This window comes from Pectobacterium brasiliense (assembly GCF_013449685.1).
Lineage (GTDB): Bacteria > Pseudomonadota > Gammaproteobacteria > Enterobacterales > Enterobacteriaceae > Pectobacterium > Pectobacterium brasiliense_A.
This window is the reverse complement of record NZ_JACDSF010000042.1, coordinates 48378-69216: the sequence shown is the minus strand read 5'-3', so window position 1 is coordinate 69216 and position 20839 is coordinate 48378. Positions and strand designations below refer to the sequence as shown.

Below are 20839 nucleotides of genomic sequence, written 5' to 3'. Positions count from 1 at the left end.
ACGCGCTTTTTACCATAAAATATCGCATCAATAACACATTCCCCGTAACGGGCTTTTTATAACGGATCATGACATGTCAGACCTTACCGCCAACCGCGCCCCGCGGCCTTATCCCCCGTTACTTCTGGGTAGCCAGCTGGTTTTCAACATTGGCTTTTATGCCGTCGTGCCGTTTCTGGCCATTTTCCTGCGCGATGACATGCTGCTTTCCGGCTGGGCCATCGGGCTGGTGATTGGCTTACGCACCTTTTCTCAGCAGGGCATGTTTTTAGTCGGCGGTGCGCTGGCCGATCGCTTCGGTGCCCGCGTGATCATCCTGTGCGGCTGCGTCGTGCGTATCAGCGGCTATCTCCTGTTGGCGTTAGGCGACTCGCTGTGGCCGATCATTCTCGGTGCCTGTCTGACCGGCGTCGGCGGTGCTCTGTTCTCTCCCGCCATTGAAGCGCTGATGGCACAGGCCGGTACGCAAAGTGAAAAAGAGGGAAAACGCAGCCGCTCCGAGTGGTTCGCCCTGTTTGCTATTTGCGGCGAGTTAGGCGCGGTGCTGGGGCCGTTGCTCGGCTCGGTGCTGGCGGGATACGGATTCCAGCGCGTGGCGCTAGCCGGTGCGGGCGTGTTTGTGATCGCACTCATCATCCTGTTTTTCAGCCTGCCGCCAACGCAGCGCAATCGGGGAGAATTACAGATTGCCCCGTGGTGGGAAACGTTCCGCCAGCGCCGCTTTGTCGCGTTCATCATTGCCTACAGCGCTTATCTGTTCAGCTACAACCAGCTCTATCTGGCGCTGCCGGTTGAACTGCATCGCTCCGGCAGCAGCGAGAAAGATCTCGGTCCGCTATTTGTCCTCGCTTCACTGCTGGTGATCGGGTTACAGCTCCCGCTGGCGCGTTTTGCCCGCCGGGTTGGCGCGGCACGCATGCTGCCACTGGGCTTTGCGCTGCTAGCTGCATCGTTCTTTAGTGTCGCGCTGTTTGCCTCCAGCACGCCGCCTGAAGGCTGGCAGCGCCTGCTTCCCGCTATTTCGTTAATTACGCTGCTGACGCTGGGGCAGATGCTGATCGTTCCCGTCGGGATGGACCTTATCCCGCGTTTTGCCAATAACCAGAATTTGGGTGCGCACTATGGCGCGCTGGCGTCGATGGGTGGCATCGCCGTCCTGGTCGGCAACTTTATCCTCGGCAGCCAGCTTGACCGCGCGCTGACGCCGTCACCGCAGGCCGCCATTCCATGGGTGCTGCTCGCCGCCGTGCCGCTGTGCAGTTCGCTGGCGATGATGGTCATCTGCCGCCCGTTTAAATCCGCTTCAACCGTGAATGAATAAGGACAGATTGATGAATATGCGTAATCGCCTGTGGCCCGTTTCTGGCTTGCTATCAGCCACGCTGCTGCTTTCAGGTTGCTTCAACGAGCCGGAGGAAAACCACACCTCGCATCATGACGGTCGAATCAAACTGGCGATGCTTCAGCCGCCGCGCTCCGGCCTGACACCGCTGAGCGATGATGCCTTTAAGCTGTCGCGTTGGAGCACCGCAGAAACGCTGGTGGTGCTCGACAAACTCGGCGAAGCCCAGCCTGCGCTGGCGACAAAATGGCAGCAGATCGATGATAAATCCTGGCGTTTTGAACTACGCCCGAACGTCCATTTTCACGATAACACCGCCTTAAATGCCGCCACGGTAGTGAATGCGCTCACCGTGGCCTCCACCGCCGCCCCAAAACCGCGCATTCTGGACGGCGTGCAGTTAACAGTAAAAGCCGATGGCGATAACGCCGTCGTCGTCTCCACGGCTAAACCGGATCCGCTGCTGCCGCAGCGTTTATCCAGCCCGCAGTTGGCGATTCTCTCCAGCGCAGCATACGGTAAAAATGGCGTCGTCAATCCGATCAACACCGGAAGCGGCCCATTCGTTCTGCGTACCGTCACTGGCACCAGCAGCGCGGTATTGGATCGATTCGACGGTTACTGGGGTGAGAAAGCACAGGCCAGCGGTATCGACGTGAGCTTTGTCTCCGACGGCGCAGCGCGCGCTGCGGCATTACGTACCGGCACGGCGGACATTGTCGAAGCCATTCCCGTTTCACAGGCACCGCTGCTGGATCAATCGCTGGTACATGAAGTCCCGATGCCGCGCACCAATACGCTGTATCTGAATACCCGTCATGGCGTGATGCAAGATCCTGCGATGCGTGCCGCCGTGCGCGATGCGATCAATCGCCAGCAGTTGGTAGACAACGTGTATGAGAAGCGTGCCGATATCGCGCAGGGTCTGTTAGGCCCCGCGCTGCCGTGGGCGGCGCAACTGCGCCAGCCAGTGGCGAATCCGGTCAAAGCCGGTACGCCTGCGGGCGCCACCATCACGCTGGCAACCTTCAGCGATCGCGCCGAACTGCCTGAAGTGGCGGTCTATCTGGCACAGCAGCTTACTGCCGCTGGGTTTACGGTAAAACAGGTGGTGCGTGAATATGCACAGATCGAATCCGACGCGCTGGCGGGCAAGTTTGACGCCTTTATCTTATCGCGCGCGACGGTGCTGGATTCCGGCGATCCAGTCGCTTATTTATACAGTGACTTCGCCTGTGAAGGGTCGTTCAATATCGCTCAACTGTGCCGCCCGGAGATCGATCAGGCGTTACAGAAAGCGGCTGCAATTCCTGCGGGCGTTGCACGCCGTCAGGCCATCATGCAGGCAGAAAACCTGATCCTTGCCAGCGATGCCGCGATCCCAATGCTGCATGAGCGTGTGATTCAAGGTGAAAGCGCACAGGTAAAAGACGCACTGCGCGACCCGCGTGAACGTACGCTGATTAACGCCGCTACGCATAGTGTTACCGGCGCCAAGTAACGGATAGCGCACCCGCAACCAGAAAGATGACGAATTTATGAGCGAATCGCTGTATTGCCGCACCTGTGCGACCATCAACCAGACGCAACGCCCGCGATACGGCGTGCTGATTCCACTGTTTTCGCGGCTGCTGACGCTGGCGGGGATTGTGGTGCTGATTGGCATGTTGCCGTGGTTATCCGGTCAGGATCCGGCGCTGGCGCTGCTGCGCGCCCGTTCCGGCGAGCAGGAAGCGACGGCGGAAACGCTAAACGCGATTCGTCACTCACTCGGGCTGGATCAAGGCCCGCTGCAATTGCTGTTGAACTGGCTGACGGGTCTGTTGCACGGCGATGCGGGCAATTCCTGGGTTTCAGGCCGACCGGTTCTTCCGGGGATGCTGCAAGCGGCGGGTGTCTCGATCACGCTAATGGCCTCCTCAGCGCTGGTGGCCTTCACGCTGGCTGCCGTGCTGTGCGCCCCGACCTTTCGGCAGGGATTACGCGGTCAGGTTCATCGTTCAGGCGGTCTGTTTGCCGCCTTATTTACCGCGCTGCCCGAATTCCTGCTGGCGTCATTTCTACTGATTGTCGGTGCCGTCTGGCTACAGTGGTTTCCCCCTTATGGCTGGCTAGGCCTGCACTACGCGGTGCTGCCGTCACTGGCGCTTGGTATTCCAGCAGGCGGTTACCTTGGCCGGATTATTGCCGACGCGCTATCCGCCACCTTCAGCGAAAACTGGCTCACCACCTGGAGTGTGGCAGGTGTAAGCCGCCGTCATATCGCGCTGGCCGTGCTGAAACGCACGTTGCCCAGCGTGATGCCGCTGGTCGGGCTGGTGCTGGTCTCGTTAACTGGCGGTGCCATCGCCGTCGAAAAAGTGTTCGCGATTCCCGGTCTGGGACGCGCCACGCTGGGGGCGGCAGCGGCACAGGATCTGCCCGCTTTGCAGGTCGGCGTGCTGATTCTCTTACTCATCGCCTCGCTGGCTGGCATCGCCGCCAGCGGCGTGCGGCTGCTGATTCTCGGACGCGCGCTGCGGAGCGGCGCTATGCCGGTGCCGGAAGAACACGGTAGCCCTGCGTCTCGCCCTGCTATCTGGCTGCCGATTATCTGCGTACTGCTGCTGGCACTGCTGTTGCTGGCTGGCCTGCCGCGCGATCCCTATACTTCGGCCTTTCTGCGTCTGCAACCGCCGTCGTTTCTGCTGCCTTTTGGCGCGGATGCGATGGGGCGTGACTTGCTGGCACGCGTCGCACACGGTACGTTAAATACCTGTCTGCTGGCGTTGGCGGTATCGCTGGCCTGTCTGGCAATTGGCCTGTTGGTTGGGCTCTTTCCGCGTCTGTTCACCGGCCCGATTGAAGTGACTAACGCCCTGCCGCCAGTCATTGCCGGGCTGCTGGTCGCTGCGGTAAACGGCCCGACGGCAACGGGTGCGGCGATTGCCGTGATTGCCGTGAGTTGGGCACCGCTCGCAGCCCACACGGCGGCGCTGGTCGCCGAAATCAATGCGCGCCCTTATATTCGAATGCTGCCGATTCTCGGCGTCGGCCCGATACGGCGCAGCCTGTTCTATATTCTGCCCGCGCTGATTGGCCCGCTTTTCCGTCACGCTATGCTGAAACTACCTGGCATTGCGCTGGCGCTCGCATCACTCGGCTTTTTGGGTCTGGGTGCGTCACCGCCGACGCCGGAATGGGGACGCGTGCTGGCTGAAGGGATGCCGTATATCGAACGCGCCTTCTGGGGCGTGCTGGCACCGGCGGCGGCACTCGGCGTGCTGTCGATACTGGCGGTGAGCGCGGCGAACCTTTCCGGTCGCCACAAGCACTAATCTATTATGGGACACAGCTTAAGCGCCGCTTCTCTCCACGTTCATAGCTCCGCCAGATTTCACGATGGCGGGGCTGTGCATCTTCAGTTACGCTGTGAGCTAACTTCTGCCTAAGTACAGAATTTAAAGGAGAGAATATGCATAACAGCGGATCCCACGTCAGTCTTACCGTCACTCAGACTCTGGATAAACTGGAAGCGCTGTATGATGACGCCGTTTCGGCGCTGCGCGACGCCATCGGGGACTTCATCAATGATGGCACGCTGCCTGATGCTAACGCGCGCACGGCGGGGCTATTTGCCTACCCTGCTCTCCGCGTTAGCTGGAGTGGCAATTCGACCGGTCACCCCCGCCATCGCGCCTATGGGCGTTTTACCCATCCCGGCAGCTACTCCACTACCGTTACCCGTCCGGCATTTTTACGTGCTTATCTGGCGGAACAGATGGCGCTGCTGGAGGGGGATTATGACGTCACCATCGAGGTTAGCCCGTCACAGCAGGAAATTCCGTTCCCCTACGTGCTCGACGGTTCCGATCTGATCCTTGACCGTTCAATGAGTGCCGGTATCGCCAAGCATTTTCCCACAACAGAGCTGTCGCAGATTGGGGACGAGACGGCAGATGGACTGTTTCACGCCACCACCACGTCACCGCTGTCGCACTTCGACGCGCTGCGTACCGATTTCTCGCTGGCGCGGCTTCGTCACTATACCGGCACGCCGGTAGAACATATTCAGCCGTTCATCCTCTTCACCAACTACACACGCTATGTCGATGAGTTTGTACGCTGGGCCTGTGCGCAGATTGCCGATCCCGATAGCCCGTATGAGGCGCTGTCCTGCGCGGGCGGCATCTATATCACCGCCGAGACGCCAAACCCCGAGCAGACGGTGTCCGATCTGGCCTGGAAGAACCACCAGATGCCGGCCTATCATCTGATTCCTCGTCAGGGTAAAGGGATTACGATGGTCAATATTGGCGTCGGGCCATCCAATGCGAAAACCATCTGCGATCACCTCGCGGTGATGCGTCCACATGCCTGGCTGATGATCGGCCACTGCGGCGGCCTGCGCGAAAGCCAGTCCATCGGTGATTATGTGCTGGCACACGCTTACCTGCGTGACGATCACGTACTGGACGCAGTACTACCGCCGGATATCCCGATTCCCAGCATTGCCGAGGTGCAGCGCGCGCTGTATGACGCCACCAAGATGGTCAGCGGTATGCCGGGGGAAGAAGTTAAACAGCGTCTGCGTACCGGCACGGTGGTTACTACCGATGACCGCAACTGGGAGCTACGCTATGCGGCCTCTGCTCTACGGTTTAACCTCAGTCGCGCCGTCGCCGTGGATATGGAAAGTGCAACGATTGCCGCACAGGGGTATCGCTTCCGTGTCCCTTATGGCACGTTGTTATGCGTCTCGGATAAGCCGTTGCACGGCGAAATCAAACTGCCGGGACAGGCAAACCGTTTCTATGAAGGGGCGATTTCAGAGCATTTGCAGATTGGCATCTGCGCTATCGATCTGCTGCGGGCGGAAAGCGATAAGCTGCACTCGCGTAAACTGCGCACCTTTAACGAGCCACCGTTCCGTTAATCGGACGACGCGGTTAGGCAGCCGACCGCTATTCAGGCGGCCGGCTGCTCTGGCGCGGCTAAATACGTTATGTTATAACAAACCAAATTTCATATCGGATAAGCCCAATGAAAAAAGGTCTGTCAGTTCTGTTTCTTTCCCTCGTCGCGACACAAGCCTCGGCGTTTCAGGCAAAAATGGCTCAGTCTACGGAGAGTGGATTGAACAATATCGATGAACCTAAGCGCACCTTTGCAGGCTTTACGCCAATGGGACTGGAAACCATTCATCCCGGCCAGTGCGAGGCGACCTCCATTAACGGCTGTGGTTGCCCGTTTTGCACTCAGTTGCGGCTCATTGGCCGCTAGCCCTACATAACAGAGTCGTTGTAGGCGGCATAGCAAAAGCGCCACATCCGTGGCGTTGGTGGTTGCTGACAAAAGCCCGTCCAGCGGCAGTAACGGGTAGATCGTAAAATCGCTATAAACATATATGGACGCTCGGCTTGCACAGAGATGAATCTCATCCCTGAGATTCACCCTTTCAGCAGTTGGTTAGCGGTTTCACGTATCGATATCCCCGCAATCAGGCACGTTCTCGATCTGGGTGGCAGCCCCAGTTGGTAGCGATGATGTTGGCGCGGCTCCTGACATGCTGTCTACCACAATAATCTCTATCAGAAACTTGCCCAATCTGACGTGCCCGAGGCTGATGCACTGGAAGACGCAGGGAGTCTGGCAAGCGAGAGTATTTGCGTGACAGGCTTCGGCGTGGACCGTTGATCATTAACTATTTTGAACACCGAGACTTCTCTGACAAGCTGATCCGCTTGTTCCTTGAGACTCTGCGCCGCCGCCGCTGACTCTTCCACCAACGCAGCATTCTGCTGTGTTGTCTGATCCATTTGGCTAACCGCGATACCAACCTGTTCTACCCCCGTCGACTGCTCAGCACTTGCAGAGCTAATCTCTGATACGGTATCGCTCAACTGGCGGATGGACATCACGACCTGCTGCATCGTTTCTCCCGCTTTATTCACCAATACCGAACCGAGCTCGACACGTTCAACGCTCGCTGTAATGAGATTTTTGATTTCTTTAGCCGCTTCTGCGCTACGCTGCGCCAGATTTCGCACTTCTCCCGCGACAACAGCGAACCCTCGCCCCTGTTCGCCCGCTCGGGCCGCCTCGACAGCGGCGTTAAGCGCCAAAATATTCGTCTGGAATGCAATACTGTCGATGACGTTGATAATATCCGCAATGCTGCGCGAACTTTCATTAATGGACTTCATCGTATCCACCACGTCATTGACGACATTGCCCCCCTGAAGCGCCACGGTACTCGCATTTTGGGCCAGTACATTCGCCTGACGGGCATTGTCAGCGTTATTTTTTACCGTCATACCCAATTGCGTCATGGTTGAAGACGTTTCTTCAAGCGCGCTCGCCTGTTCTTCAGTCCGTGATGATAAATCAGCATTACCCTGCGCAATCTGCATACTGGCCGTCGCGACACTCTCCGCACTACTCCTCACACCAACGACCATCCGCGTCAGCGCACTTTGCATCTCTTTCATGGCCTCCAAGAGCAGGCCTGTTTCATCATGACTATTTACATCAATTGAACCGCTAAGATCGCCGGCGCTGATACGCTTCGCGGAAGACAGCGCAATGGATAACGGTGCGGTTACGCTGCGGGTTAATAGCCAGGCGGCAAGGCAGCCTAAAACGGTAGAAAACGCGGATAGTGTCAGCAGCCATAGCAGTGCATTAGTGATATGTTCTTTTGTCGTCTGTTTGGCCGTATCAACCAATGATACCTGTAATGCGATCAGCTCATTTAGTTTGTTAAAATAAATGCCTTGAATTTTCGCTATGTCACCAAATACCACTTCTGTCGCCAACGCATCCTGATCTTCCATGGCGTAGTTGATAGCGTTATTAACCGATAGGCTATACTGTTTTCTTATATCAATGAGTTGATTAAATAATTCTCGTGCATTTTCCATGCGGATACTACTATCAAGTTTTTTATATATTTCGCTTGCCACATCAGTGGTTTTTACTATATCAGCCTTAAGCTGTCGTTTTTCTTTATTTTTATCTTCAGGAAGAAGAATAATATCACGCAAAGTACGGACGTTTGTGTTAAGCACGTCTTGAATATTGCGCAGCATATCCACCTTGACCATTCTGTTTTCAGTAATTTCATCAAGTTGAGTACCAATATTCTTCATGAAAAAATAACTAATTGATGATAAAAAAAGTGTCAATACAATTAACAAACCGAACCCAAGGAAAAGTCGGTTGCCAATTTTTATATTTTTTAGAAAGTTCATTTCAGCACCAGAATATTACATTTGGAAAAATTTCACCCGATCACGATGCGTTGACATATTAAGCCACTGTCCATCTAACAAAGAAGGACAAACAGTAAAGCTAACCACTATCGCACAAGGCTCCCTGGCTTCTCTAAATCTCTTATTTCCTGATGCAGCTAACAGAAAACAGGCATAAGAAATCCATTTGGCCATATATTTTTATAGCTCACATTGCATATGTATACTCGTCATACTTCAAGTTGCATGTGCGTTAGCTACGTTCAAATCTGCTCCCGGCAGATTTGTCACCCGAATCACCTTACCTGAGTAAGCTCATCAGGATTCTCTCTCTTATCGCGTTATTCGGCCTTATGACCTCAGCCCTTCGGGGTCAGCGCAAGCGCTGTTCAAAAACGTTTTACCGTTTTTGTCCTGAAATTCGAATTATTTAGAGTATAGAAATATTTACCTGGTTAAATAATTTTAACGACTCCGATTTTATTTCACTCAAAATCTCACGGCATGCATAAAAATAACTGAAAACACCCCATCTATAATAATGATTAAGTTTTTATCGCTCACGTTACTAGCCTAGATAAGCATGACGTTTAATGAATGTCATTCATTTATAAAAATGACATCGAGATTCAGCCTGCTAAGTTTCATAACTCTACACTATCGTAAATAAAATATCGATCGGAAATAACGATCATTAAACCGTTTAATTCCCTCTATTCGATCGTTTTTTTCTATCAAAAATAATAATGGGAAAAATCCGAATTCCATTAATTAAATCAGATTTATAAGTTAGAAAGCTAATAGTTAATATTGGGTAGAAAAACCGTCCATGTCATTATGCTTTGTGACACTCAATATAGTGTAACGTGACTGAATTAATTATATTTAAAGCATAATGGCAGGTCCCACCTCTCTCTGGAGGATAAAAAAAGCCAGTCAGTAAGAGCTGACTGGCTTTCGGAGTGAACCTAATAGGGTGCTGCGTGTTTCCGTCTCGTTTTTCACTCTACCGCATATTCCTTCATTTTATTTTCGTCAGGCATTGTGCCATTGAGCTTCTTGAGCACTTCCTTCGCTTCTTTCAGCACTCGGGCACATTGCTCGCGCGTGATGGTAAGCGGTGGCTCAATCCTGACCGATTTAGCATTATTCAACGTGCCCGCCACCAGAACATGACGTTGAAACAGTTCCTTCGCGAAGGCATACCCGATCTCGTTTTTCCTGAACTCGATAGCCTGCAACAGCCCCATTCCTCGCGCTTCGATAATCAACTGAGGATACTCAGCCGCCAGCTGTCGTAAGCCCTGTAGCAAAAATTCCCCCTGTATCGCTGCCTGTTCTGGCAGATTCTTTGTCAGCAACTCATTGACGGTCGCCAGTGCCGCCGCGCAGGCGAGCGGATTGCCGCCAAACGTGGTGGTATGCAGGAACGGATTTTCAAACAGCACGGAGAAGACCTCTTCCGTCGCCACCGTTGCGCCAATCGGCATCACGCCACCACCCAGCGCCTTCGCCAGACACAGAATGTCAGGCTGCACGCCATAATGCTCACAGGCGAACATCTTGCCCGTGCGACCCATGCCGGTTTGTACCTCATCCAGAATCAGCAATGCCCCAACCTCATCGCATAACGCTCTGACCGCAGGCAAGTAATGTTCCGGAGGCACAATCACGCCGCCTTCTCCCTGAATGGGTTCAAGGATGATGGCAGCCACGTCATCGCCGGTCTTCTGGCATTGTTCAACCTGCTTGCGCATGGCGTTGATGTCGCCAAAAGCAACATGATGGAAGCCGGGTAACAGCGGCATGAAGGGACGACGAAACGCGGGTTTGGCGGTGGCAGAAAGCGCGCCCAGCGATTTCCCGTGGAATGCACCTGTCGCGGCGATAAAGGTATATTTACCGCGCGGTGACTGGTAGGCCTTCGCCAGCTTTAACGCAGCTTCAACCGATTCCGTTCCGCTATTGCAGAAGAAGCTGTATTTCAGAGCGCCCGGCGTCAGCGCCGCCAGCGTTTTTGCCAGTAATCCCCGCAGCGGGTCGAGCAGTTCTTGACTGTGCAGCGGTTGTCTGGCGAGCTGGCGCTCAACGGCAGCAATCACGTTAGGGTTACGATGCCCGACGTTAAAAATGCCGTAACCGCCGAGGCAGTCCAGATATTCATTCCCTTGGGTATCAATCAGCGTATTCGGTCCGCTGGCGCGCCATTCGACTGCGCCGTAATCGCCGCCGGTGGTGACAGATTTTCGGTACTCCAGAAAACCCGGGTTGACGTATTCACGAAAACAACTCAAAACCTCTCGATTCAGTGCCGCCATGTCATCGTGGGATAGCGTGTCACTATGAATCCAATGCAGTGCCTGCTGAGTACACTCTAGCGGGTTAAGGTGGGCGTTTGATCTGGACAAAATGCGCTCCTTGAAAACGGACATCACGCGATGCCACTTTAATTAATGCACATAACACGCCAGTCGCCCGCCCCAAATTAGAATAAAATACAAAAACGCGATCTAATCCAAAAATTCAGTAGATGATTTGAACTAAATACGAATAGGCGGAATTAATAACCAATAAGAATGGCACATGCCAGTATGAAGAAAATCAAAGCAACACGTGATGCCCTGCTTTTGCCCAGCGCGCCCCTTTTTGGGGCACGCCGGGCTGGACAAACGCGCTATATCAGTACCTGTTTCTCCAGTAACGGTTTCTCGTGCAGGATAAACAGAATCCCTAAGCAGGCAGAAGATCCTCAGTGCCGGATCATAATATGACGCACGATAGTGTAATCCTCCAGACCGTACATCGACATGTCCTTGCCGTAGCCGGACAGCTTCTGCCCGCCGTGCGGCATTTCGCTCACCAGCATGAAGTGGGTGTTCACCCAGGTACAGCCGTATTGAAGGCACGCGGCCAGACGGTGTGCCCGCCCGATATCGCGCGTCCAGACCGACGAGGCCAGCCCGTAATGCGAGGCATTCGCCCAGCCAATCACCTGCGCTTCATCGTCAAACGGCGTGATGGAGATAACGGGTCCAAACACCTCTTTCTGGACGATTTCGTCTTCCTGCTTTGCCCCCGCCAGCACCGTAGGCTGGAAGTAAAATCCCTGCCCTTTCACCCGCTCGCCGCCGGTCACTACCGTAATGTGCGGCAGCGCTTTGGCGCGTTCGACAAAGCCAATCACACGTTCCAGTTGCGGCTCGGTAATCAGTGGCCCCAGTTCGGTGGTTTCATCGTGTAGATCGCCCATTTTCAGCGTCGCCACCGCTTTGCCTAATGCTTCTACGACCTCATCGTAGATCGCACGCTGTACATACAGCCGACAGGCGGCAGTACAATCCTGCCCCGCATTGTAAAAACCGAAACTGCGGATCCCATCCACCACCTGATCGATATCGGCATCGTCGAAAACAATTACCGGCGCTTTGCCGCCCAGCTCCATGTGTGTGCGTTTTACGCTCGCGGCGGTATGCGACAAAATATGCGCGCCGGTCGCAATCGAGCCGGTCAGCGACACCATGTTCACTTTCTCATGCCCCGTTAGCGCATCGCCGATATCAGCACCACGCCCGAATACGATATTCACCACGCCAGCGGGCAGTATCTCCGCCAGCAGATGCGCCAGATAGAATGTGGTCAGCGGGGTTTGCTCCGCAGGCTTCAGCACCACGCAGTTTCCCGCCGCCAGCGCCGGTGCCAGCTTCCACGATGCCATCATCAGCGGATAATTCCACGGGGCGATGGACGCGACCACGCCAACCGGATCGCGCCGGATCATCGAGGTGTGCCCTTCGAGATACTCTCCCGCCGCCGAGCCGCTCAGACAGCGCGCCGCGCCGGCAAAAAAGCGAAACACATCAGCGACCGCAGGCACTTCATCATTCAGCGCCGCATGGTAGGGCTTGCCGCAGTTCAGCGATTCAAGCTCGGCAAACGTCTCGGCGTGTTCCTCGATGGCATCAGCAATCTGTAGCAGCAGCGTCGCGCGCGTTTTCGGCGTGGTCTGTCCCCAGTGTGCAAAAGCAGACTCCGCGGACAGCACGGCTGCATCAACCTGGTGCAGATCGGCCTGTGCAATGGCGGCAATTTGCTCTCCTGTGGCAGGATTAAATACCGCTAACGCCTCGCCTTTCCCCGCAACCAGCTTGCCTTCTATGAGTAATTTATCGTGCATACATTTTCCTTACAGAGAGAAAACCATCTTGTTTTTCATCACTATCTGCAAAATGTCTGTGCAAAAAACCTGCCACGTTGCGCTTACCTGTCGCTCCGCTCTGCAACCCGTGGCATTACACTAGGGGGCGTTGCCCGACCCTTTCTGCGTCTGCGTGGCGGCCTGTCTGGCTTCTTCCGCCAGCGCGTCAATTTCTTCTTCCGTCAACTGCTCTGATGCCTCATGCACCTTTGCCAGCCCTTCGCTAACCGTCACCTCTTTAGGATCCTGCGATGAGTCCTTCGTGGCCATCTCGTCTCTCCTGATTAAATAATAAGCCAGCAAAGATAAGTGTAGTCGATGACGAAAATCCACCAATCCGAAGAAAATTTAACGCTGCTTTTCGGTTCGGCATATATGATAATAATTATCAATTACATTAAATTTATGAACGATTATCCCCCTGAAATCCGGCAACAGGCATGACGCAGTGGAAAATCGTCCCTTGCTGCTACTGGGGTAAGGAAAATAATCCGCATCCAGATATTCCAAAATATTTATAAAAAATTTATATTAATAACCAATCACACTATAAAGAGTCTCCCTCTTCGCATTCAATGTAAAAATATCAGAAAGACAGTCAGCTATATTCCCGACGTGAATAGCGATGTCGCGGCAGCCATTTTTATTTTTCGGCTATTCTCAAGTGGCCTGACGTTGACTTCATTATCAAAAAGGGATTCATTTTATCATTTTTAAAGTAATCATTTAAAAACAAGACAATATGCAAAAATACCTCATTGGGAGTAGGAAGAGAGACATCAGAATATGGTTTTTTGCAATTAACGTTAACGAAAATAAAAAGTAAAAGAACACAAAACACAACAAAATAAGAACAGGAATTTAATCATCTTTAAAAACCACGTGTCATTCATTAACAACCACATCAAGAAGCACACCCTCAAATCATTAATAAATTAAATTTACACTTAAAAAACTAAATAAACCAAAAGGCGCAATTATTGCGAGCGAGATCTTTTTATTTTCAGGAAATAGCGCAAAGATAAAAATTAATAGATTTAGATCAAGAAAACAAATAACAACCCGTCCATATAGTAGCCGTAGTAAAAACTCACTTATTTTAATTCTAACTAATCAGTTCATTTTATAAAGCAATGCAATGGGGCTACTATGGACTTCATCATTCAATTAGTCATTGTCCTGATCTGCCTTTTTTACGGGGCAAGAAAAGGCGGGATCGCGCTGGGTTTATTAGGCGGGATTGGACTTGTTATTCTGGTCTTTATTTTTAAACTACAACCGGGTAAACCGCCCGTTGACGTCATGCTGGTCATCATTGCCGTGGTGGCTGCGTCGGCAACGCTTCAGGCATCGGGCGGGCTGGATGTGATGCTGCAAATCGCGGAGCGTATGCTGCGGCGTAACCCGAAATACGTTTCGATTATCGCGCCGTTCGTCACCTGTATTCTGACTATCCTGTGCGGTACTGGCCACGTGGTGTATACCATTCTGCCGATTATTTATGATGTCGCCATCAAGAATAATATCCGTCCTGAAAGACCGATGGCCGCCAGTTCGATCGGTGCACAAATGGGGATTATCGCCAGCCCAGTCTCTGTTGCGGTGGTGTCGCTGGTTGCTATGTTGGCTAACTTCACCTTCCAGGGCAAACACCTGGGATTCCTCGATCTGCTGTCGATTACCATCCCTTCTACCCTGCTGGGTATTCTGGCGATTGGGATTTTCAGTTGGTTCCGCGGTAAGGATCTGGACAAAGATGAAGACTTTCAGACATTCATCGCCGATCCAGAAAACAAACAGTATGTATATGGCGATACCGCCACGCTGCTCGACAGAAAACTGCCACGCAGTAACTGGATCGCCATGTGGATCTTTCTGGCAACCATCGCGGCGGTAGCGATTCTGGGTGCCGTTGAAGAGCTGCGTCCAGTCTTTGCCGGTAAGCCGCTGTCGATGGTGCTGGTGATTCAGATGTTTATGCTGCTGTCTGGTGCCATCATCATTATCGCGACCAAAACCAATCCATCATCAATCTCGAAGAATGAAGTGTTCCGTTCAGGGATGATTGCCATCGTGGCGGTATACGGTATCGCCTGGATGGCGGAAACCATGTTTGGCGCGCATCTGGAAGAGATCAAAGGCACGCTCGGTTCACTGGTGAAAGTCTATCCGTGGGCTTACGCTATTATCTTGTTGATTGTGTCCAAGTTCGTTAACTCGCAGGCGGCGGCGCTAGCGGCCATTGTCCCCGTTGCGCTGGCAATCGGGGTAGATCCGGCGTATATCGTGGCGTCTGCACCAGCCTGTTATGGTTACTACATTCTGCCGACCTACCCAAGCGATCTGGCGGCTATCCAGTTTGACCGCTCCGGCACCACCAAAATCGGCCGTTTCGTTATCAACCACAGCTTTATTCTGCCGGGCCTGATCGGCGTGAGCACATCCTGCGTCTTTGGGTGGGTGTTTGCCGCGATGTACGGCTTCCTGTAAGTCATGATCTGCATTCAGCCGCTCAGCAGAACGTGGCGGTAGATGCCAAAGTAAGAAAAAGAAACGGGCGCATTGATGATTCAATGCGCCCGCTTTCATTATCGCTATATCGCTATTTACATTATGACGAGGATTATCCCTGCTGGGCAGGCTGCGTACTTATCCCTTTAAGCTCACGCTCATAGGCTCGCGCTTTTTTCTCATCGAACTGGTGTTCCCACTTGGCAATGACCAGCACCGCTAGCGCATTCCCTACTACATTTAGCGCGGTACGCGCCATGTCGAGGATACGGTCAACGCCCGCAATAAATGCCAGACCTTCCAACGGAATCCCGACGCTGCCCAGCGTTGCCAGCAACACGACAAACGACACGCCCGGTACGCCGGCAATGCCTTTAGACGTCAGCATCAAGGTCAGCACCAGCACGATTTCCTGCCCAATCGACAATTCGATGCCGTACAGCTGCGCGATGAAGATCGCCGCAATACTCTGGTACAGCGTAGAGCCATCGAGGTTAAAGGAGTAACCGGTCGGCACCACAAAGCTGGTAATCGACTTCGGCGCGCCATAGGCTTCCATTTTTTCGATGATGCGCGGCAGCACGGTTTCGGAACTGGCGGTGGAATACGCGAGGATCAGCTCATCTTTGAGGATACGAATCAAGAGAGTAATACGCAGCTTACACAGCCGTGCGACGATACCGAGCACCACCAGCCCGAAGAAGAAAATCGCGGCATAAACCAGCATAACCAGCTTGGCTAAAGGCCACAGCGACGCAAAACCGAAGTTGGCAACCGTAACGGAAATCAGCGCAAACACCCCAACAGGGGCATAACGCATGATCATGTGCGTCACCTTGAACATGGTTTCCGACACGCCGCGGAAGACGTTCAGCAGCGGTTCACGGTGATCTTTCGGCAATGAGGATAGCCCCAAACCGAACAGTACCGAGAAGAAGATAATCGGCAGCATGTCACCGTGTGCCATCGCGGCGAAGATATTCGGCGGAATCAGCGACAGCACCGTCCCCACCAGACTGTGCGAACCGCTCTGCACCTGCTCGGTGGTCTTTTGGTACTGTGAGATATCAACGGCGGTCAACGTCGACATATCGATGCCGTGACCCGGCTGGAAGACATTCGCCAGCGTGATGCCCAGGATAATCGCTACCGTCGTGATAATTTCAAAATAGAGGATGGTCTTGAAGCCGATGCGCCCGAGCTTTTTGGCATCCCCTACGCCCGCAATCCCGACAATCAACGTGGCGATCACAATCGGGACAACGATCATTTTAATCAGACGGATAAAGATGTCGCCTGCGGGGCTAAGAATATTGCTGATAAGCCACTGGCGGCTTTCTTGCTGTTCATGTAGCACGGCACCGAGTGCAATACCCAGAACCAGCGCGATAAGGATTTGCCAGGCAAGGCTGATTTTTTGTGTTTTCATCGTCATTTTCCGTTTTAAACTCCCCGCCATCACAAACATGGCGCTAGCGCGACTCCGGCGCAATACGAACCGAAAAAATCAACGTGGAGGTGACTGACTAGTGAGAAGGATGTCTGATGGATTAACCCGCCATACCTCAAGCCGCTTATACGCTGTTCAAAACGCACACGTTTTGTCCTGCAACTCGCATTATTTAGGGTAAACTTGCTATTGTGACACCAAAATTGTTAGCATAATTATTCAATAAAAACGCACAAGTATTTGTATCACCTAACAAAAATTCAGACATAAGTTATTGTTATGTCGAGGATGTTACTATTCCGGCACGTTCAGATCAAGCAGATTATCGGCACGCTAAACCCTATTTATGCTGAATCAAGTACAGAAAACGGCGGGTATCGCGATACAAAAAATCGCGACGAAATCAAAAGGAAAACACCCGCCCAGTCAGAAAAAATGCTGGCTGGGCATCGGGTTAGGAAACGGTTATGTCATTCAGATTTGGTAATCAATCACCGCTTCATCGTTATCTGAGAATACCTTATCTTTAATGTCATCCAGCGACAGTTCTGTATTACACAGCTGAATAAATTTCCAGGCATAGTTACGCTGTAACTGCCCCTTTTTTAACCCCAACCAGACCGTATTCGCTTCAAACAAATGCTCGGCATTCAACCGAACCAGACTTTTGTCTCGCACCGGATCGAATGACATATCGGCCACAATCCCCACCCCAAGCCCCAGCTCGACATAGGTTTTAATCACATCTGAATCCTGCGCGCTCAGCGTAATATCCGGCGACATGCCCACAGCCTGAAACGCGCGATCCAGGCGAGAACGACCGGTAATTCCCTGACGATAGGTAATCAGCGGCTCTGCATTAAGCATTTCAAGCGTAATCACCGGTTCCTGCGTCAGCGGATGGTGCTCCGGCACAATCACCGAATGGTGCCAGCGGTAGTAGGAGAACGCCGCCAGCGAGGGATCGTTAATCAACTGCTCACTGGCAATGCCGATATCGGCCTCACCAGAATGGAGCATCGCCACGATCTCATCCGGTGTGCCCTGATTCAGTACCAGACGCACCTGCGGATACAGCGAGCGGAAGGCTTTAATCACTGGCGGCAGGCTGTAACGCGCCTGCGTATGCGTGGTCGCAATCACCAACTGGCCAGTGTCGTTATTGGTGAAGACATTCGCCAGCCGCCGGATATTGCTGGCGTCATTCAGAATGCGCTCTGCCACCACCAGCAGCTCTTTTCCCGGTTCGGTCATGCCTAACAGGCGCTTGCCGCGACGGATGAAGATTTCAATCCCCAACTCTTCTTCCAGCTCGCGGATATGGCGACTTACGCCGGATTGAGAGGTAAACAGCGTATTCGCCACCTCGGTCAGGTTGTAATTGCACCGTGCTGATTCACGAATAATCTTCAGTTGCTGAAAGTTCACCTTTCACTCCCTTGTCCTTTATTACAGATAGCAATATTGATGCAAGTAATGAGAGCCAGAACAAATAAGCAAATGGAGTTGATTATATTTTTTTATACTAACGGTATGTCTGTCGCGCTATCTTATCTAACAAGGAATAGACATAAATATTAAAATCAAATAGTTATAGAAAATCATTTTTGTCGCGCACGTACCGTTAATCAACCATTTCGCTATGATTTATGCCTTTCCGGTCTATTTATCTCAGTGCTTTTATTCCCTTTTTCACGTATTTCTGCTCAGGCTAAATAGCACGCACGACTTCAAGCTGACGCGCTATCACTGCTATGATGGCGGTCAGAATCAGGGACAAGGTGGCAGCCGGTCACAAACAGCAATATCCTACAATCATTCAACACTGACTCTCCCTAGACTGGCGCGATGCACTATTGTGAAAAAATGGGTTTATCATGCTGATAGGGGTTTTATTTGCGCTTTCCGCCGGGCTGATGTGGGGGCTGATTTTTGTTGGGCCATTAATCGTACCGGACTACTCTGCGGCTTTGCAGTCCACCGGACGCTATCTGGCTTTTGGGCTGATTGCCTTGCCGCTGGCGTGGCTCGATCGCCGTCGTTTGCGCCAGCTGACCCGCAGCGACTGGCTGGAGGCCACGAAGCTCACCATAATCGGTAATCTGCTGTACTACTTTCTGCTCGCCAGCGCGATTCAGCGCACGGGCGCGCCGATCTCAACAATGATTATCGGCACCCTGCCCGTGGTCATTTCCGTTACCGCCAATGTGTTGTACAGCAAGCACGATGGCCGCGTAGCCTGGCGTCGGCTGCTGCCTTCGCTGCTGTTGATTGCGGCTGGGTTGGTTTGCGTCAATATTGCGGAACTGAAAGGCACCACCGTCGCATTCGATTTATGGCGTTATGCCAGCGGGATTGCGATGGCCTTTCTCGCCGTGGTTTGCTGGACCTGGTATCCGCTGCGCAACGCTCGCTGGCTGCGCGACCACAAAGGCAATACACCGACCACCTGGGCCACGGCGCAGGGGCTGGTCACGCTACCGCTGGCGCTGTTGGGGTATCTGCTGGTGTGCGGCCATCTGGCGCTAACGGATAGCACCTTTACGCAGCCGTTCGGCCCACGTCCTGAGGTTTTCATCCCGCTGATGCTGGCGATTGGACTGTTTTGTTCGTGGATTGGTACGCTGTTCTGGAACGAAGCCAGCCAGCGTCTGCCGACGGTGTTGGTGGGGCCGCTGATTGTGTTTGAAACGCTGGCGGGGCTAACTTATGCCTTCATCATCCGGCAATCCTGGCCGCCGCTGCTGACGCTCTGTGGCATCACCTGTCTGATTGTCGGGGTGATCTACGCGATGCGCGTGAAACCGGAACCTGTCGTTGTGAAAAAATCAACGGTGGTAGAAGTCCCGATGCCGGTTTCACGGCCAGAGTAAACGCACACCTGACAGGCTGTGAAAATAGCCGGTCTTTATGTGCGGCTTGCCAGCTTCTGAAACAGCGCGCTCAGCTGCGCTTCATCGCGCGCGCCCTGATGCTGATCGGTCACCTTACCGTTGGCATCAATAATAAATGAGGTTGGCGTGCCGCTGACCTGATAGCGCTCTTTGGTAATGCCCAACTGATCGCGCACCACCGGATAGGTCACCTTGTGGTGCGCCAGCATCGACGTGATATCCACGCCGTCAGGATCGGTGTTAACCGCCACCACCACGACTTTATCGCCATACTCCTTGCTCAGCTTCTCCAGCGCCCCCATTTCAACCATGCAGCCGCCACAGCCCGACGACCAGAAATTCAGGTACACGCTTTTCCCCTGCCAGCGCGACAGATCCACCTGCTGCCCCGCCAGATCGTAGGCCGCCAGCGCCGGTGCCTGTGCTCCGACGCTCACCTGTTCTTCCTTACAGCCGCTTAGCGCCACTGCACCCAGCAGGCAAAGCGCGGTAATCCCGTTACGCCATTTCATGATGATTCACCTCTTCACCAAAATACTTGCCGTGTTGCAGGCGGATAATACGGTCAGCAAACCGACCTAACTCAGGATTGTGCGTCACCATCACAATGGTACGCCCCTGCCGATGCAGATCTTTCAGCAGATCCAGCACCCGCCGTTCGTTCTCTTCATCCAGATTCCCCGTCGGTTCATCGGCGAAAATCACGGGAGGCTCATTCACCAGCGCACGGGCGATACACACGCGCTGCTGCTCACCGCCGGAAAGCTGGCTCGGTAAGTGATCGACGCGATGCGCCAGCCCCACCTGTTCCAGCACGCGCTGCGCCGCCGCTTCATCCACCACGCTGTGGTAATGCTGCGCCAGCATCACGTTTTCCAGCGCGGTCAAAAACGGAATCAGGTGGAACTGCTGGAATACCAGCCCAATCTTATCGGCCCGGAACTGGCGTCGCCCTTCTTCATCCAGCCCAGCGGCATCGACGCCGTCCAGCAATACCTGCCCTTCACTCACCGTATCCAGACAGGTGAGAATATTCATCAACGTAGTTTTACCCGAGCCAGATGCGCCCATGATGGCGACGAACTCGCCGCGCGCGATGCGGATATTGATGTTCTCCAGCGCGGTAACCTGACCAAAGCGTTTATAGAGCTGGCGAGTTTCAATCACCGCCTCCGCGGCCTGCGCCCTTTCCTGCGCGTTCACCTCTACAGACAT

At 53.3% G+C, this 20839-nt stretch carries 15 protein-coding genes; 7 read left to right on the top strand and 8 right to left on the bottom strand.

Annotation, left to right across the window (positions count from 1 at the left end):
• The first annotated feature begins 73 nt into the window (after window positions 1-73).
• The 5 genes from H0248_RS16335 (at window position 74) to H0248_RS16315 (ending at window position 6604) form a co-directional block, all read left to right on the top strand.
• The gene (locus H0248_RS16335) at window positions 74-1321 is read left to right on the top strand and encodes an MDR family MFS transporter (protein WP_039508944.1); all 1248 of its coding nucleotides are present in this window, start codon (window positions 74-76) and stop codon (window positions 1319-1321) included.
• A gap of 10 nt (window positions 1322-1331) precedes the next feature.
• Window positions 1332-2843 (top strand): ABC transporter substrate-binding protein, encoded by a 1512-nt coding sequence (locus H0248_RS16330; protein WP_180786705.1) that lies wholly within the window; start codon window positions 1332-1334, stop codon window positions 2841-2843.
• Between the two features lie 37 nt (window positions 2844-2880).
• A complete protein-coding gene (locus tag H0248_RS16325) occupies window positions 2881-4659 on the top strand; it encodes an ABC transporter permease subunit (RefSeq protein ID WP_180786704.1) in 1779 nt (592 codons plus the stop codon).
• A gap of 137 nt (window positions 4660-4796) precedes the next feature.
• Entirely contained in the window at window positions 4797-6257 is a 1461-nt protein-coding gene (locus H0248_RS16320) for an AMP nucleosidase (protein ID WP_180786703.1), read from the top strand.
• Window positions 6258-6364: 107 nt separating this feature from the next.
• Window positions 6365-6604, top strand: a complete 240-nt coding sequence (locus H0248_RS16315; RefSeq protein WP_180786702.1) for a hypothetical protein — start codon at window positions 6365-6367, stop codon at window positions 6602-6604.
• A 308-nt stretch (window positions 6605-6912) separates the two neighbouring features.
• On the opposite strand, the gene H0248_RS16310 is transcribed toward H0248_RS16315, so the two are convergent.
• The 4 genes from H0248_RS16310 to H0248_RS16295 all read right to left on the bottom strand — a co-directional run bounded on the left by H0248_RS16310 (window position 6913) and on the right by H0248_RS16295 (window position 13039).
• Window positions 6913-8574, bottom strand: a complete 1662-nt coding sequence (locus H0248_RS16310; RefSeq protein WP_180786701.1) for a methyl-accepting chemotaxis protein — start codon at window positions 8572-8574, stop codon at window positions 6913-6915.
• Between the two features lie 1001 nt (window positions 8575-9575).
• Complete coding sequence (ygjG, locus tag H0248_RS16305) at window positions 9576-10982, bottom strand: putrescine aminotransferase (RefSeq protein ID WP_205558345.1); 1407 nt, start codon at window positions 10980-10982, stop codon at window positions 9576-9578.
• 341 nt (window positions 10983-11323) lie between these two features.
• The gene (gene patD, locus H0248_RS16300) at window positions 11324-12748 is read right to left on the bottom strand and encodes an aminobutyraldehyde dehydrogenase (RefSeq protein WP_180786699.1); all 1425 of its coding nucleotides are present in this window, start codon (window positions 12746-12748) and stop codon (window positions 11324-11326) included.
• Between the two features lie 120 nt (window positions 12749-12868).
• Complete coding sequence (locus tag H0248_RS16295; RefSeq protein WP_180786698.1) at window positions 12869-13039, bottom strand: hypothetical protein; 171 nt, start codon at window positions 13037-13039, stop codon at window positions 12869-12871.
• Between the two features lie 879 nt (window positions 13040-13918).
• Between H0248_RS16295 and H0248_RS16290 the strand changes: the two genes are divergently transcribed.
• Window positions 13919-15259, top strand: coding sequence for an anaerobic C4-dicarboxylate transporter (locus H0248_RS16290; RefSeq protein WP_039516117.1), 1341 nt, complete (start codon window positions 13919-13921; stop codon window positions 15257-15259).
• Between the two features lie 133 nt (window positions 15260-15392).
• Here the strand turns inward: H0248_RS16290 and gltP are convergent, their stop codons facing one another.
• Window positions 15393-16709 carry a glutamate/aspartate:proton symporter GltP gene (gltP, locus tag H0248_RS16285; RefSeq protein ID WP_180786697.1) on the bottom strand — a complete coding sequence of 439 codons (1317 nt, stop codon included), beginning with the start codon at window positions 16707-16709 and terminating at the stop codon, window positions 15393-15395.
• Window positions 16710-17204: 495 nt separating this feature from the next.
• A complete protein-coding gene (gene cbl / locus H0248_RS16280; protein WP_180786696.1) occupies window positions 17205-18158 on the bottom strand; it encodes an HTH-type transcriptional regulator Cbl in 954 nt (317 codons plus the stop codon).
• Window positions 18159-18607: 449 nt separating this feature from the next.
• Between cbl and H0248_RS16275 the strand changes: the two genes are divergently transcribed.
• The gene (locus H0248_RS16275; RefSeq protein WP_180786695.1) at window positions 18608-19603 is read left to right on the top strand and encodes a DMT family transporter; all 996 of its coding nucleotides are present in this window, start codon (window positions 18608-18610) and stop codon (window positions 19601-19603) included.
• A 35-nt stretch (window positions 19604-19638) separates the two neighbouring features.
• Here the strand turns inward: H0248_RS16275 and H0248_RS16270 are convergent, their stop codons facing one another.
• Together H0248_RS16270 and H0248_RS16265 are read right to left on the bottom strand one after the other, a co-directional pair.
• Window positions 19639-20136, bottom strand: coding sequence for a TlpA family protein disulfide reductase (locus tag H0248_RS16270; RefSeq protein ID WP_180786694.1), 498 nt, complete (start codon window positions 20134-20136; stop codon window positions 19639-19641).
• Entirely contained in the window at window positions 20123-20839 is a 717-nt protein-coding gene (locus H0248_RS16265) for an ABC transporter ATP-binding protein (protein WP_010285208.1), read from the bottom strand. Before H0248_RS16265 ends, H0248_RS16270 begins: the two co-directional genes overlap by 14 nt.